The organism is Leucobacter sp. 1207-22 (assembly GCF_052850455.1).
Genome location: NZ_VXCR01000003.1, coordinates 454,596 through 468,678, shown reverse-complemented (window position 1 = coordinate 468,678; position 14,083 = coordinate 454,596). Strand labels below are relative to the sequence as shown.

The 14,083-nt window shown below is 58.5% G+C and carries 15 protein-coding genes; 6 read left to right on the top strand and 9 right to left on the bottom strand.

The window, feature by feature from the left end:
- Positions 1-72 precede the first annotated feature (72 nt).
- The 3 genes from FW756_RS07870 to FW756_RS07860 all read right to left on the bottom strand — a co-directional run bounded on the left by FW756_RS07870 (position 73) and on the right by FW756_RS07860 (position 3,448).
- Complete coding sequence (locus tag FW756_RS07870) at positions 73-1,158, bottom strand: linear amide C-N hydrolase (RefSeq protein ID WP_446429600.1); 1,086 nt, start codon at positions 1,156-1,158, stop codon at positions 73-75.
- 136 nt (positions 1,159-1,294) lie between these two features.
- Positions 1,295-1,972, bottom strand: a complete 678-nt coding sequence (locus tag FW756_RS07865; RefSeq protein ID WP_446429599.1) for a hypothetical protein — start codon at positions 1,970-1,972, stop codon at positions 1,295-1,297.
- A 75-nt stretch (positions 1,973-2,047) separates the two neighbouring features.
- Positions 2,048-3,448: a glutamate decarboxylase gene (locus FW756_RS07860; protein ID WP_446429598.1), complete on the bottom strand. Its 1,401-nt coding sequence runs from the start codon at positions 3,446-3,448 to the stop codon at positions 2,048-2,050.
- Positions 3,449-3,917: 469 nt separating this feature from the next.
- Between FW756_RS07860 and FW756_RS07855 the strand changes: the two genes are divergently transcribed.
- Entirely contained in the window at positions 3,918-4,871 is a 954-nt protein-coding gene (locus tag FW756_RS07855; protein ID WP_446429597.1) for a tetratricopeptide repeat protein, read from the top strand.
- A gap of 5 nt (positions 4,872-4,876) precedes the next feature.
- Here FW756_RS07855 and FW756_RS07850 read toward each other — a convergent pair whose 3' ends face one another.
- The 4 genes from FW756_RS07850 to FW756_RS07835 all read right to left on the bottom strand — a co-directional run bounded on the left by FW756_RS07850 (position 4,877) and on the right by FW756_RS07835 (position 8,171).
- Positions 4,877-5,380 (bottom strand): hypothetical protein, encoded by a 504-nt coding sequence (locus tag FW756_RS07850; RefSeq protein WP_446429596.1) that lies wholly within the window; start codon positions 5,378-5,380, stop codon positions 4,877-4,879.
- Positions 5,381-5,498: 118 nt separating this feature from the next.
- Positions 5,499-6,203 carry an SDR family oxidoreductase gene (locus tag FW756_RS07845; RefSeq protein ID WP_446429595.1) on the bottom strand — a complete coding sequence of 235 codons (705 nt, stop codon included), beginning with the start codon at positions 6,201-6,203 and terminating at the stop codon, positions 5,499-5,501.
- Between the two features lie 106 nt (positions 6,204-6,309).
- Positions 6,310-7,395: a sensor histidine kinase gene (locus FW756_RS07840; RefSeq protein WP_446429594.1), complete on the bottom strand. Its 1,086-nt coding sequence runs from the start codon at positions 7,393-7,395 to the stop codon at positions 6,310-6,312.
- Positions 7,396-7,448: 53 nt separating this feature from the next.
- Complete coding sequence (locus tag FW756_RS07835) at positions 7,449-8,171, bottom strand: response regulator transcription factor (RefSeq protein WP_446429593.1); 723 nt, start codon at positions 8,169-8,171, stop codon at positions 7,449-7,451.
- Between the two features lie 149 nt (positions 8,172-8,320).
- On the opposite strand from FW756_RS07835, the gene FW756_RS07830 reads away from it, so the two are divergent.
- The 5 genes from FW756_RS07830 to FW756_RS07810 are packed head-to-tail and all read left to right on the top strand — an operon-like array spanning position 8,321 to position 12,506.
- Positions 8,321-8,797: a hypothetical protein gene (locus FW756_RS07830; protein WP_446429592.1), complete on the top strand. Its 477-nt coding sequence runs from the start codon at positions 8,321-8,323 to the stop codon at positions 8,795-8,797.
- A 60-nt stretch (positions 8,798-8,857) separates the two neighbouring features.
- On the top strand, positions 8,858-9,985 hold the full coding sequence (locus tag FW756_RS07825) for a peptidoglycan-binding domain-containing protein (protein WP_446429591.1): 1,128 nt from the start codon (positions 8,858-8,860) through the stop codon (positions 9,983-9,985).
- Positions 9,982-10,671: an ABC transporter ATP-binding protein gene (locus tag FW756_RS07820; RefSeq protein WP_446429590.1), complete on the top strand. Its 690-nt coding sequence runs from the start codon at positions 9,982-9,984 to the stop codon at positions 10,669-10,671. The genes FW756_RS07825 and FW756_RS07820 overlap by 4 nt, the downstream gene beginning before the upstream one ends.
- A complete protein-coding gene (locus tag FW756_RS07815) occupies positions 10,668-11,849 on the top strand; it encodes an ABC transporter permease (protein WP_446429589.1) in 1,182 nt (393 codons plus the stop codon). The genes FW756_RS07820 and FW756_RS07815 overlap by 4 nt, the downstream gene beginning before the upstream one ends.
- Positions 11,850-11,864: 15 nt before the next feature.
- Positions 11,865-12,506 (top strand): M15 family metallopeptidase, encoded by a 642-nt coding sequence (locus tag FW756_RS07810; protein ID WP_446429588.1) that lies wholly within the window; start codon positions 11,865-11,867, stop codon positions 12,504-12,506.
- On the opposite strand, the gene FW756_RS07805 is transcribed toward FW756_RS07810, so the two are convergent.
- On the bottom strand, positions 12,503-13,162 hold the full coding sequence (locus tag FW756_RS07805; RefSeq protein WP_446429587.1) for a GNAT family N-acetyltransferase: 660 nt from the start codon (positions 13,160-13,162) through the stop codon (positions 12,503-12,505). The two genes, FW756_RS07810 and FW756_RS07805, sit on opposite strands and share 4 nt — an antisense overlap.
- 78 nt (positions 13,163-13,240) lie before the next feature.
- Positions 13,241-14,026 (bottom strand): AraC family transcriptional regulator, encoded by a 786-nt coding sequence (locus FW756_RS07800; protein WP_446429586.1) that lies wholly within the window; start codon positions 14,024-14,026, stop codon positions 13,241-13,243.
- Positions 14,027-14,083 lie beyond the last annotated feature (57 nt).

Genomic DNA, 14,083 nt, shown 5'->3' with positions numbered 1-14,083 from the left:
TACAGAGTCCGGCCTGCGCGTGAAGCCGGGGCGGGCCACATGATCTCCCTACCCCGGCTCACAACGAAATTGCTATTTACCGTGGCCAAGCGCTTTCACGGCCTTCACGGCCTTGGAAATCTCAGCGAATTCGTCCTGCTTCTTCGCAACGAACTCAAGTGCCTCAAGGCCAACCTGGGAGAACCCAAGCCCGAGTTCACCAGGGCTGTGGAACTTGTGACTGACGTCGCCGGCCAAGCCACCTTCGAGCGCAAGCTTGCCAATGAGGTCAAGTTTGAGTACTTCAGTTCCCTCAGCGAAACTCATCTTCTCGAAGTCAACCCACACAATGTTGGGACGCGTGGTTGATTCAAACGCGTATCGCTTGTTCGTCATGTCAGCAACGACTTGCCAAATGGTCTGCGATGCATCGGGCTTCCCCGGCTCGGGCGTACGGAAAGGCTGTGCCGCATTCCTGATGATGCTAAACATTGCGGCCATCGCCTGCAATTGGGTCTTTGGCTGCACCTGATGCTTCACGTAATACGATGCCCGAGCGAAACGGTCACTCGCGAGCGTTGACCCTGGCAAGGGCTTGGTTCCACCCAACCCAGAAATCTCTTTGACGAGTTCAAGCTGCTTGTCGTAAGTGGGCGAATTGGTCATCACCGTGTACTCACGGCTGTGGTATACCTTCGGCTTTCCGCCGATGTATTCAATAATTGCCGAATCGCCCGTCGCATCGTTCAGGGCAAGGTGCAGTGTGGGCACCAGGTGCCCAGTTGGATCGAACAGCTGCGCAACTTGCACGCCCGTGCGGTTTGTCCACTCAACCGCTTCCGCGACGGTCGCAAAGTTATCGAGGTAGTACTGCAGCCAGACAGCCTGGCTGAGCTGAACGTCGGTGTCCTGAGGCTTGCCGTAGTCGGACTCCGCGAGCCAGAGGACGTGTCCGGCAAAGCCTTCCTCGTTCATGCCGTCAGTAGCAATCAGATCAAACGCGGTGGCAATGACACTTCCGTACTGCGAGGTCCATGTCAGGTCACCATTGACACCGTCCGTCCGTTTGATCCCGCGAGGCATCTTCCACAAGTTCGTTAATAGGTCCATATGGAAATCCATGTTTCGCCCGACAATTACCGTTCCATTGGCGTCGGGCCATACAACTCGTGTGCACATAGTGTGTACCTTTTCCCTTACTCATTTGTTGTCTGCATGTATACAAAGTCAGACAGGTTCAATTTCAATTTCGATTTCGAATGCAGGTGACAGTGCGAAGGTTTTCGCACAAGCAAATGAAATGTCTACATACTCGTTACGGATGAGCTGGTTGGCGGTTCCAAGGCATTCCAGGCAATGCAACTGCTGAAGCAAGCACGAAACAGATCGCGCCGATAAAGGTGCCCCAGTTTGCAAGAGACGCGTCTTTTGCCGCACCGTCATCCAGAATGAACGCCCCAACCGCAGAGAACGCAAAGGCGATGCACCCGAGCATGTTGACGTGTGCACCCCACCAGCCTGGATTCTTTGGTTCCCACAAACTGTTTTGTGCACGGTAGAAGGCGACATACACGAAGAAGGCGCTCACGAGGAATGCAACTGATCCACCAGCATCTGGGTTCCAGATGAATCGCTTTTCGGCGTCAACAGAGGCAGCAGTCAGGGCTGACGTCGTACTGACGTTGAACAGCAACGTGCCGAATGTTTGCGTTGCAGCAGCAAGCCATTCTGCCCGGAGCGCTTTGCCTTGCCCAGAACTTGCTGTGGTCGTCGCATCACCGCTTAACGTGAGCTGAAACAACCCTGCTGTGGTAAAGAACCATGCACCAACAAAGCACACCCAGTTGGTGAAATTCGCACCGGCGAACCCCCAGATCGATGCAGCGGATCCAATCGCGAACAGGGATCCACCGACGATAAAGTACCAGCTCTGCTTCGAGATATCTGGTACGAGGAAGCCGGCGTGATGCCGCCTCGTTGATGACTCATTCATACGTGCTCCAGAGAAGAAGGATGAAGCCGATGGGGCACTGGCGTTACAGTTACCTCGCCCCATCGGGTGTCCGTTCTAGTGCGCAAAGCTCTGTTTCTTCGCTTCTCTTGGAAGCGGAGTTGTCAGGCTGGTCAGGAACGCAACTTCTTCGCGGATCGCAGTGAGCAGGTACCCGGCAAGATCTTTACTCAGGTCAGCTCGCACAACGATTCGCTGAACAACCACATCAGAGATGTCATCTGGCATCGGGTAAGCGGGAACAAGCCAGCCACGCATCCGAAGTCGGTCTGCGAGGTCATACAGGTCCCAGTTTCGTTCGCCCGGTTTCAGCTTCCACGCAAACACAGGGATAGTGTCGCCCTTACTGATGAGCTCGAAGTCTGGCATCTTTGCGATCGCCGAGGAGAGGAACGTCGCTACGTCGATGGACCCCTGTTGGACCGCACGGTACCCCTCGCGTCCGAGACGTAGGAACTGGTAGTACTGCAAAAGCACCTGAGAGCCCGGTCGCGAGAAGTTGAGGGCGAGGGTCGGCATGTCTCCGCCGAGGTAACTGACATGGAAGATCAAGCTCTCGGGGCAAACTGCTTTGTTTCGCCAGACAACCCAACCAACACCGGGATAGACAAGGCCATACTTGTGACCCGATGTACTAATTGAATTCACACGGGCAATTCGGAAGTCCCACTCAAGCTCTGGCTGGCAGAATGGCGCAACCATTGCACCTGAGGCGCCATCAACATGGATCTTGACGTCCACACCTGTCTGCGCTTGTATTTCATCAAGCTTCGCAGCGATCTCTTTGACTGGTTCGTAGAGCCCGGTATAGGTCTGACCGAGAATTGCTACAACGCCGATGGTGTTCTCATCGACGTACTTTTCGAGTTCAAACCCGTCGAGCACCAAGTGGTCCTCAGTGACGGGAACATATCGTGCCTCAACATCCCAGTAGTTGCAGAACTTCTCCCAGACGACTTGCACCCCAGCAGAGAGCACAAGATTTGGCTTGTCTGTCGCTTTACCCTCGCTCTTTCGGCGCTCTTGCCATAGACGTTTGAGCGCGAGTCCGCCGAGCATGCAGGCTTCAGACGAACCAATAGTTGAGGTTCCGATGGTGTCGTTCTTCTCCGGGACATTCCACAGATCGGCAAGCATGCGCCAGCAGCGATCTTCAATTTCCGCGGTCGCAGGATACTCATCTTTGTCGATCATGTTCTTATCAGCCGCCTGGAGATGCAACTTCTGTGCGTTGTCATCCATCCAGGTCGATACGAAGGTCGCAAGATTCAATCGCGAGTTTCCATCAAGCATCGCTGAGTCATGCACGATCTGGTAGGCAGTGTCAGGGTCCATCATCCCTGTGGGAATCTCGAATTTCGAGAGACTGGTTGCTTCACCTGGTCGCGTGAACACAGGGTTGATCTCGAATTGTGCTGCAGCATTCTGTTCTACAGCGGCACGGTAACGTTCAGACATGATTGTCCTCTCAAAGTCATGTATCTGACGAAATGAATGAACTTCGGGTCACGTGACGATCGATCGCCGAATGGACCGCATGAGTTTCAGCTGAAGCTTCACGAAGAAGTCGACTGTTCACAAGAAACAGCCGATAACAGCTCACGATGCGATGGCTCGTAAAAGGGGAATTCAAATTCCTTACCCCCTGACGAATCCGGTACTTCCTGTAGGTGGAAAACAGAGCTCAGAAATAGCGCCTTTGCTTATATTTCTGATGAACTTGGTCTCACACTAATATGAAAGATCTAGATTGGCTATGGGTATTTTATTTATACGCTTAGCTGTAATCTTCTCGTCAGACGGTGGCCCGCGTACGGTACGACTTCGTGATTCATCGCAAACTGGAATGCCAGAGCACCACGCTATTTCCCTTGCGAAGTACTCCTGACGCATCGTTAACAAACGTGCGATCTGCCATGCTGGCTGCATGACTGCTGACTGGAACGCACGCGTCGACACCTTCTGGGCGCAGGCCGATGAGACGGACCCGGCTGCCACGCTCGCCACGATGCGCAAACTTGTCAATGAACGTCCAGCGGGCGACCCCGATGCGAAGTACGAGTGGGCATCGGTGCACGACTTCTTGGGGATGGAAGAGCAGGCGATCCCGCTCTATGAAGCTGCCCTCGCGGCAGGGCTGTCGGGCGACCGACTTCCGCAGGCGGTAATTCAGCTCGGAAGCTCATTGCGTAACGTCGGTCGCGCGCATGACGCGATCCGCGTACTGCGTAGCACCCCGCGACACCACCTCACCGGAGACGCCGGCCAAGCGTTTCTCGCCCTCGCGCTCCACGCGGCTGGCGACGCAGACGCAGCCCTGCGCACCGCACTCACAGCGCTGGCCACGTCACTCCCAATGTATTCCGGCGCCGTCACACGATACGCGAACGACCTCACTGAGCATCGTGAACGCCCACTGGCGGTTCGCGCGTATGAGCCATCCGACGCGGCCGCAACCCATGCGCTCTGTCTTTCTGCGATCACGACGACCGCCGCGCGCGACTACACCTCAGTGCAGATCGCGGCGTGGGTGCGCACGCTCCCCCTCGATCTCGCCGAGTGGGATGCTGCGATGCAGGGGCGCGGATCATTCGTCGTAACCTGCGACGACCAGGTCATCGGGTTCTCAGATGTCTCAGCGACCGGCTACATCGACATGCTGTTTGTTGACCCCGGCTACGCCAGCCGCGGAGTGGGGTCTGCCTTGTTACTCGAAGCTGAAAGCCGCGCCCGCAGCCAGGGCGCAACCTCGCTCACCATAGATGCGAGCATCACCGCTCGTGCGCTCTGTGAACACCGCGGGCTCACGCTTGTGCGCGAACAGCATCCGGTGCGAGCCGGTGTGACGCTCACTAACTACCGCATGCAACGGGAACTGTAGACCGCTCAAACGCCGCGGAGCAGCGCAAGAATTTCTTGCCGTCCCACCAGGTCTTGCACGCGCATCGGCCCGGTCTCAATACGCGACCGGTACTGCTCGGGTATCGGCAACCATCGGTACACGAAATGCAGCAGCGCCTCATTTCGCTCGCGCAACGCTGGGCTTTGTGCGAACCCGTCGATCTGCACTTCCACAGCACCGCGCTGATACACGAGCACAATCATGCGGGCCTGACCCGGGTAGTAGCGAGCAACTTCAACCGCGCGCAGAAACTCAGTCGCTGGGTACGCAATTCCATTCACCGCGATCACGCCCCGGTCGAAGTCGATGACAAGTTGCTTGCGCATCTGCGTGATCGCAATGGGAACCAGCACGGCATTCGTCACGGTCCAGACGATCACCCCGACGAGAAAACTCTGCATACGCAGCCCGCTCATCTGCGTGGCAACGAGCATGATGAGGAAGAGCAGCGCGCCACCGTTCGCGGCCGCCAAAATGAACCACCACATATTGGGGTTCTGATGTGAGTATCGCTGTTGACCGGCGTAATGCATGTCGCGCTTTCTGCGTTGTAGGTACGGCGCAATCCCGCCGCGGCTCAATTTACCGGCGGATCAACACCGCACGTTAGAAACGTTCATCACGGAGTGCGGGGAGCGTTATGTCACGTACGAATGTGGCTGGCGAGAGTTCCAGCATCATTTCGACCACCCGCACGACGTCGTGAACGGGGATGAGTTCGCCATCGCCTCGCGCTGCCGCATCGGCGACAGGCACCGCAAGCGAGTCTTCAGTGTTCAGGTACCCGAGTTGCAGCGTTGAAACCGCAAGGTTTCGGTCTCGGTATCCCTCACGAAGCGCATCGGCGATGCCGTTGAGCGCAAACTTCGATGCACCGAAAGCAACTTCAGGCCGACCGCTGCGTGGCAGGGCCGAGGTTGAACCGGTGAGAATGATCCGCGGCCGCTCGTGAGTCAGGAGCGTCGGCAGCAGCCCGCGCATCACGAGCAGCGCCGAGGTGATATTCGTGGCGACAAGTGTTTCGATCTCGGCGGCAGTGCCAGCGAGAAAGTCGTAGTCTTCAGTGAACGCGGTGCGCTCCCAGATACCGGTGTTGTAGATCACGGTATCGACCGAGTCCGGTGCTTCGGCTGCGATCCGCTCCGCAGCGTCTCGCGGATCTGAAAGGTCAGCCGCGATCCACGCCCCATCATCTGCGAGGTCAGTCGGAACCGATCTTGAGACCCCGATAACGTCGTGACCAGCGGCGATCAAGCCGTCTCGAAGCGCGCGCCCGAGCCCACGACTTGCGCCGACGATGAGTACTGACATGTGGTCTCTCCTTTGTGCGGTGTAGCCCCTCATTTCGGGGTGAATTGGCTCCTGGCCGAGTCACAACCGCTGCTCGGCCTGTGCAGCCGATCCTATGCCAAGCCAGTTACGCAAGCTGGTCAACAACCGCAAAGGTGACCACTGCACGGAGTCCGCCCCCGGCTCGCGGCCGCAAGTCGAGATGTGCTTCCTGCGAGGCGGCAATACGCTCCGCAATTGCCAGACCGAGACCAAGACCAGCGTGATCGCTCCCCTGCGCTCGCACTCGTTCACCTCGGCGTACAAACAATTCACGGGTCTGTGCCACAAATTCGGCATCGAGTTCGGCTCCCGTATTTTCGACCACCAGAACGGCCGAGTCAGCCTCGCGGGTGAGCGTCACATCGAGCACCCCACCCACGGCGACGTTATGCACGATCGCGTTCTGCACGAGGTTGCTGACGAGCTGGTGCACGAGCGGCTCGGAGGCCAGCACCATCACGCTGTCCACGTCAAGACGGACTTCGACGCCACGTTTCGAAGCGAGCGGAATCAGTTCTTCGACCGATTCTTCGACCACCAGTGAGAGGTCACTCACGCGTCGCTCAATCTCGGTGAACTCAACTTCATGCAGCAACAACAACGCATCGACAAGGGCAATTGCCCGCTCGTTCACGCCGGTGAGTTTGTCGATCAAGTCAGGGTCTGCACCGGCATCCGCAGACTTCGCATTCTCGAGCAGCGCACGGGTCGCTGCCAAGGGCGTTCGAAGCTCGTGCGAGGCATTCGCGACAAAGGCCTGTTGCGAATGCAACAGCGATTCAAGCCGGTCAAGCATCGTGTCAAACGAATCAGCCAGTACCGTCATCTCATTTTCGGAGCCGGTCAGGTTCACCCTGCGCGACAGATCTCCCCCGCGCACCTGTTCTGCCACCGTTTTCATGTTCGAGAGCGGCGCAAGCAAACGGAACGATGCAAACCACGCAACAAGCAGACCAATGCCAACGAGCACTGCGACCGCCACGGTCACACGCGGCACGAATTCGCGCAGCACGTCACGACGCGTTGGCACAAAATTGTTGCCATCCCAGGTGTACATCGCTTCGTTGGGAATGTAGCGAATGAGAAACGCCCACACGATGAACAGCACGAGTGCGCAGCTCACCACCAGAATTCCGGTAAACACGAGCGACAGCTGAACTTTTGTGCTCATTCCTCGCGCACGTGTCGTCTGCCCGGCAAGAGCCGTCTCGTGGCCCCGTGCGGTCATGCTGTGCCCATTTCGGTAGCTGCTTCGGTAGCTGGCCCAGCAGATTCGGCGGTGCGTGGTCCAGCTTCAATGCGATAGCCGACCCCAGCGACAGTCGAGATGACCCAGGGTTCGCCAAGTCGCTTTCGCAGACCGGAGAGGGTCACACGCACCGCGTTGGTGAACGGATCTGTGTTCATATCCCACGCCTTTTCGAGAAGCTCTTCTGCACTCACCACACCGCCCTGCGCTTCAACCAAGATTGCAAGCACAGCGAACTGTTTCTTCGTGAGCGAGATGTACCTACCGTCGCGGTACACCTCGCGACGAAACGTATCGAGTTTGATTCCCGCAATTTCTTGCACGGTGTCACGTTTCGAGCTGCGACGCCGGTGCAATGCCCGCAGGCGCAGCACGAGTTCTCGACGTTCAAACGGCTTGGTGAGATAGTCATCTGCGCCACTCTCAAACCCAAGTTCCTTCGCCGCAAGGCTGCGTGCCGCGGTCAGCATCAAGATCGGCACATTCATACCTTCAGCGATGATCTGGCGCGCCACCTCGTCACCTGAGATGCCTGGCAGATCACGATCAAGCACGACCGCGTCGTACTCATTAATTGTCATGAGTTCCAGCGCAAGCTCGCCAGTTGGCGCAATGTCTGCGGTGATGGCTTCATAGTTCAGACCGTCGCGCACACTTTCCGCGAGCAGTTCCTCGTCTTCAACGATTAGCACTCTCATGTTGACCACGTTACGCCGACGCATGTTTCGAAAACCTAAAGCGCTGCATAAGCGAAACATAACGATGTCTGGTTACGCTGCCGAAACGGCCATTTTGCTCGAATGGATACAGCCGCAGTTGCGGTGCACTTCCTACGAGAGGACCATCCATGAACCCCCTGACGAAACGTCTCACGCTTGCACTTGGCGCAGCCGTACTCCTCATCGGATTGCCAGCGTGCAGCGCTGCTTCCGGTCAGACTCCCGAAGGCGCAACCGACAGCGGCGGATCCCCCACCGTCACCGAAGACAATTTCAGTGCCGAGCGCGACAAGTACGATCTGAGTCTCGCTGGCTGCCTGCGAGACAAGGGTTTTGATGTGAAGGATCCGCGCCCAGGCGAAGGAATCACCGAGGACTCCCCTGAGATTCGCGAGGCAGCTTCGGTGTGCATGCAGGAGCTTGGTGATCCGCCCACCCCTGCGATCAAGCCGGGCAGTCCGGAGTACGAAAAGCAGCAGCGCGCCTTCATCTCGTGTCTTCGTGAGCGCGGCAACGAGGTGACCGACCCGAAGCAGGGCGACGCCCTCTCCATCCCAGAGAGCGTGACCGAAGAAGACCTCGCCGCCTGCGATCTCACCAGCTAAACATCACGCCGTCGCCGGGGGTTCGCCCCTGGCCAAGGCCCCTTGAGAAAGCCAACTGCATTGCACAACGACACCACTTCTGACCCAGATCACTCAGTAGCACCGAGCACTCATCAGCGGCCCAGGCAGGCGCTCATCATTTCGCTGAGCATCGCCGGCGCGCTCGCGCTTGTCGGCGGCGGGGCCTTCGCCTACACGAGCTTCACCGCACCCAGTGAAGCTGTGGTGCAACCACCCACCAAGACCAGCACCGAGGCCGTCGAATCTGGCTCGCTGAAGGCCGAGGTCACCGTGCCAGGCACGCTAGATTTCGCGGCCCCCAGCAGCCTGCAAGCGACGACAACCGGCACGCTCACCTATGTGCCCCAGGCAGGCACGGTGTTGCGTGCGGGCGACATCCTCTACCGCGCTGACGAGCAACCGGTGTTCTTGATGGCCGGCACGATGCCTGCTTGGCGTGACTTTTTGCCTGGCATGGAACACGGTGACGATGTGATGCAGTTGCAGCAAAATCTCGGTGCACTCGGGTACCTCGATGGTGAGGCCGACGGGCACTACGACTGGCGCACTCGCGAGGCAGTGTATGACTGGAAAGACGACCTCGGTCTAGAACCCGATTACTCGCTCAGTAGAAGCTCAATCGTTTTCACGAGCGGGGAAATTCGGATCGACAGTATCGAGCTTGGCATCGGTAGCTCCGTGGCTCCTGGCACAAAACTGTTTGGTATCACGAGTCCGAGCAAGGTAGTGACCGCGGATGTTCCGATGAAAAACGCAGAAATTGCGGTCGCAGACGCTCCGGTCACCATTGACCTTCCGAACGGCACCTCAACGACCGGCACGATCGCAGGCGTTGGCAGCCCGACCGAACGCACTCAAGACAACAACAAGAGCATCGTCGTGCCCATCAGCATCGCGCTCACCGATCAGGCCTCCCTCGGCCAACTCACCAAGATTTCGGTCACGGCGCACTTCGAGAATGTGGTGCGTGAAGACGTTTTGAGCGTCTCTGTCGATGCGCTCGTGCCCGTCGCTGAGGGCAAGTTCGCGGTAGAACTGCCCCGCAAATCTGCGGACGCAGAACGCACGCTTCTGCCGGTTGAGCTTGGCACGTTCGCCGCTGACAGGGTCGAAATCTCTGGCAAGAACATCAAGGCAGGCTTGGAAGTGACGGTACCAGCACGATGAACAGCGTCATTCGTGTGACCGACGTCACCAAAACCTACGGCACGCCTCCGGTCACTGCGCTGTCGCGCATCACCTTCGATGTGCAGCGCGGTGAGTTCGTTGCCATCGTCGGAACCAGCGGATCAGGAAAGTCGACACTGCTCAACATTCTCGGCACCCTCGACCGCCCAAGCAGCGGCACAGTCGAGATCAACGGCATCGATACCGGCGCGCTGAACGACAATGAGCTTTCGGCGCTGCGCGCCGACGGCGTTGGCTTCGTCTTCCAACAGTTTCACCTTCGTGAAGGGGTGAGCGCGTTGGGCAACGTCGCGGATGGCCTGCTGTATTCAGGAATCTCAAAGGCTGCACGTGAGGAACGAGCCAGGATTGCGCTCACAAAGGTCGGCCTCGGCCACCGGGTTTCACACCGTCCAAATGAGATGTCTGGCGGCGAGCGCCAGCGCGTAGCGATCGCACGTGCTGTCGTGGGCGATCCGCCCGTGCTCTTAGCCGACGAGCCAACCGGAAACCTTGATTCGCGGTCAAGCGACACCATCGTGGCGCTGCTTCGTGAGCTCAATGCTGATGGCACGAGCGTGCTCATGATCACGCACGACCCGGTGCTCGCTGAGCGGCTTCCCCGACGCATCACCATCTCAGATGGCAACCTTATTTCAGATGTGCAGGGCGGTGGATCAGTATGACGCGCTCAACGCTATTGCCGTCCGACATGCTGCGGCTCGGTCTCGTCGGTCTCAGGGCGAAGCCTGTTCGCACCGCGCTTTCTGCGCTCGGCGTCGCAATTGGGGTCGCAGCCATGGTGGCGGTTCTGGGAATCTCGGCCTCCAGTCAAGCAAAACTGCAGGCCACACTTGCCGAGCTCGGCACCAATCTCTTCACCATTGAGGCGAGTCAGAGTATGAGCGGTGACGATAGCTTGCTGCCGGAGCGTGCACAGGGCCGACTTGACCGTCTCGACGGTACTCAAGGTTCTGCAGCGATTGCGAACCTTCCCGAAGTCTCGGTGTATCGCAGCCTGCACGTTGATCCGTCGCACAACGGTGGTATTACAGTGACTGCAGCGGGCACAGAGCTTCAAAAAGTGGTGGCAGCGGAGCTGGCGCAGGGCACTTGGCTGAGCGAAACTTCCATCGCACAACCAAGCACCGTTCTTGGCGCTACAACAGCTGAACGGCTCGGTGTCACCTCCCCCAATGTGGATGTCTGGCTGGGAGATATGAATGTCAGAGTCATCGGCATTCTCGAACCGGTCGCGCTGGCACCCGAACTCGATAGTGCGGCCCTTGTTGGCACAGCATTCGCGCAGTCACAGTTGGGCTTCTCCGGGCACCCGAGCAAGCTCTACCTACGAATCGGCGAGACGCACATTGAGCAGGTACGAAACCTTGCTCCTGCAGCAATCAGGCCAGACCAGCCTGGCGCAATTGCGATGTCGCGCCCCTCTGATGCGCTTGCAGCCGCAGCGGCGGCCGACGAGGTGTTCACCAGCATGATGCTCGGCCTTGGCTCGATCTCACTCCTCGTTGGTGCAATCGGTATCGCGAACACAATGATCATCTCGGTGATCGAACGTCGCCGTGAGATCGGGCTGCGCCGTGCACTCGGGGCTACGAGACGTCACGTCCAGCTGCAGTTTGTGTGTGAGGCATTGGTGCTCTCAGGGCTGGGTGGCGCCGCAGGCATCACTATCGGCGTGCTCGTGACTTTTGGGGTTGCCGCGTGGAACGGATGGACACCAACAGTGCCCGGAAATGTGTTGCTCATCGCGGCGGTGGCAACCCTTGTCGTTGGCGCTCTGGCTGGGCTGTACCCGGCTGTGCGCGCCTCACGCACCCCACCAACCGCTGCTCTGAACGGCTAATCGATGGAGACTCATATGAATACCCGACCAAAGCAATACCGTGAAACTTGGCTCCCAGCAGACCGCACGAACCGTCGACGAGGCTTACTCATCGCCCTGATCCTCGCTACCGTTTTGGTCACCACAGTGATCTTTGCAATTGCGGGGATGCAGCAATCTCTCTTCGTCCGCGGCGAAGTTGCCCCTTCTGAAAGCGAGTTGGCAGTTGCTGACTTGGAACCTGCAGAGGAGAGCACAGGTTCAGCAATCATCAATAGCGACGACCCGATGGTCAGCAATCTCGACCCCGAACTGCGCCAAGCTCTTGAAGCCGCGGCTCACGATGCAGCGGGTTCAGACGTCTACTTCGAAGTAAACAGCGGCTGGCGCACGGTCGAAGAGCAAGAGCGTCTCTTTGCTGAAGCTGTCGACCAGTATGGCTCAGAAGCCGAAGCTGCCCGTTGGGTTGCTCCGCCGACCTCGATGCATGTGCAGGGGAAGGCAGTTGACATCGGCCCACTCACGGCAACAGATTGGCTCGCACAGTTCGGCTCAGACTACGGCCTCTGCCAGACCTACTCGAACGAGCTGTGGCACTACGAGTTTGTTGCTGACGCTGTCGAGCAGGGCTGCCCAGTAGCCTATGCAGACGCGAGCGAAGACCCGAGGCTTTACTAGTTACCCGGTTCTCTCAAATACGTATTGACGCGTGCGCCGCTCTCAAGCTCAACGACAGCATGCACGCGGTATCCGAGCTTCTCGTACCGCAGGTCATTCACCGGGTTCGAAGATTCCAAGTACGTTGGGATCCCTGCAGCGTCGTACTCCGCAAGTGCTGCGCGAAGCAGTGCCATGCCGTGTCCGCCGCCACGAGCCTCAGGTGCCACCCCAAGCAGGGTGAGGTAGGCATGCGGAGTGCTTGGCCGCGCCTCGGCAAACTGGGCGCCAGCTCGGTCTAATGCAGCGGCTGCTTCTGGACCAAGGAGCTTCGCGACCAAGGCGTCATAAGCGGGGTGTGCCTCGTCCGAAAGTTCGTCTGCACCAGGTGGGTACCACACAGACACTGCTCGGAGACGTGCCATCTCGGCGTCAGGCTCATCGCTCGCTGAGGGAGCACCAACTGCATCAAGCACTCGTGCCTCAGGGAACCGCAGGGCTTCTCCGACCATGAACCGCCAGTACTGGCTGGCAACCTGCGGCCGTGTTGCGCGATCCGGGAATGACGGTCCCCATACTGGATCGTCGAGGAACGCCGAGGTGAGGATTCGAGTCATCTCATCCAGGTCAGCAGTATTCGCCCTGCGAATTGCAGTTGTCGACGCGTCATTCTTCATGTTGTCTGGTTCCTTCAATCAGCACTTTTGCTGACTTCATTATCCATGGCGAGGCGCGCACCCAGTGTCGTTTCTGTGTCATTCGTCGCGCAACGACGAAGGTGTGACCCCGAGCGCACGGGTGAACGCATACGAAAACGATGCCGGTGACGCGTACCCGAGCAGCGCCGATACTTCGGTGACACTTTGGTGCGCAAGAATCGGTATGGCCGCGAGCAGCCGAGCACGACCACGCCAAGCCGCCGGACTCATTCCCGTGGCCTGACGGAACTCGCGCGTGAACGCACGCTCACTCATACCTGCGGCAGCCGCCCAACTCACATTGTCGACCGTCAAGTCAGGGCTTGTGGAGTATGCGCGGCACAGATCGGCAAGGCGCGGATCCACCGGCAGAGGGAGCTGTAGCGGCACCTCTCGCACTTGCTCAAGTTCGATCAGAATGAGTTCCAGCAACGCGTGGGCTCGACGCGTTTCGTCGTCTGCGCCTGCGGTCTGTCCTACCTGTTCAAGTCTGAGGTCTGCTGCCGCTTGCAAGAGCTCTCGGAGAAGCGGCGTCAGCTCAACTGCGCGGCAGCGTTCCGGCCACCACGGTACGGCTTCAGGTTCGATGTACAAGCTGTTCGTTTGCACGTCGAGCATGCGCACACGGTGCGGAGTTCGCGGCGGAATGAGCACCGCTCGTTCCCCCGGCACGGTCCAGGCACCGTCAGCGGTCTCAACAAGCATCGTCCCAGTTGCGGCATACAAGAGCTGTGCACGACGGTGCTCGTGCCAATCAAGCAGATAGCCAGGCGGGTAGTCAGTCGCGATGGGCAGCACGATCTGGTCGTGTGCATCAACCTCGGCAAGTGAAATATTGCGCACATGACCACTGTAGGCTGAAACTCGTAATAATCACACTGACATTCGATTGTCAGCCAA

Bases quoted from the DNA above. Each gene is read 5' to 3' on its own strand.
- FW756_RS07870 (WP_446429600.1), bottom strand. From the start codon at position 1,158: ATGTGCACACGAGTTGTATGGCCCGACGCCAATGGAACGGTAATTGTC.
- FW756_RS07865 (WP_446429599.1), bottom strand. From the start codon at position 1,972: ATGAATGAGTCATCAACGAGGCGGCATCACGCCGGCTTCCTCGTACCA.
- FW756_RS07860 (WP_446429598.1), bottom strand. From the start codon at position 3,448: ATGTCTGAACGTTACCGTGCCGCTGTAGAACAGAATGCTGCAGCACAA.
- FW756_RS07855 (WP_446429597.1), top strand. From the start codon at position 3,918: ATGACTGCTGACTGGAACGCACGCGTCGACACCTTCTGGGCGCAGGCC.
- FW756_RS07850 (WP_446429596.1), bottom strand. From the start codon at position 5,380: ATGTGGTGGTTCATTTTGGCGGCCGCGAACGGTGGCGCGCTGCTCTTC.
- FW756_RS07845 (WP_446429595.1), bottom strand. From the start codon at position 6,203: ATGTCAGTACTCATCGTCGGCGCAAGTCGTGGGCTCGGGCGCGCGCTT.
- FW756_RS07840 (WP_446429594.1), bottom strand. From the start codon at position 7,395: ATGAGCACAAAAGTTCAGCTGTCGCTCGTGTTTACCGGAATTCTGGTG.
- FW756_RS07835 (WP_446429593.1), bottom strand. From the start codon at position 8,171: ATGAGAGTGCTAATCGTTGAAGACGAGGAACTGCTCGCGGAAAGTGTG.
- FW756_RS07830 (WP_446429592.1), top strand. From the start codon at position 8,321: ATGAACCCCCTGACGAAACGTCTCACGCTTGCACTTGGCGCAGCCGTA.
- FW756_RS07820 (WP_446429590.1), top strand. From the start codon at position 9,982: ATGAACAGCGTCATTCGTGTGACCGACGTCACCAAAACCTACGGCACG.
- FW756_RS07815 (WP_446429589.1), top strand. From the start codon at position 10,668: ATGACGCGCTCAACGCTATTGCCGTCCGACATGCTGCGGCTCGGTCTC.
- FW756_RS07810 (WP_446429588.1), top strand. From the start codon at position 11,865: ATGAATACCCGACCAAAGCAATACCGTGAAACTTGGCTCCCAGCAGAC.
- FW756_RS07805 (WP_446429587.1), bottom strand. From the start codon at position 13,162: ATGAAGAATGACGCGTCGACAACTGCAATTCGCAGGGCGAATACTGCT.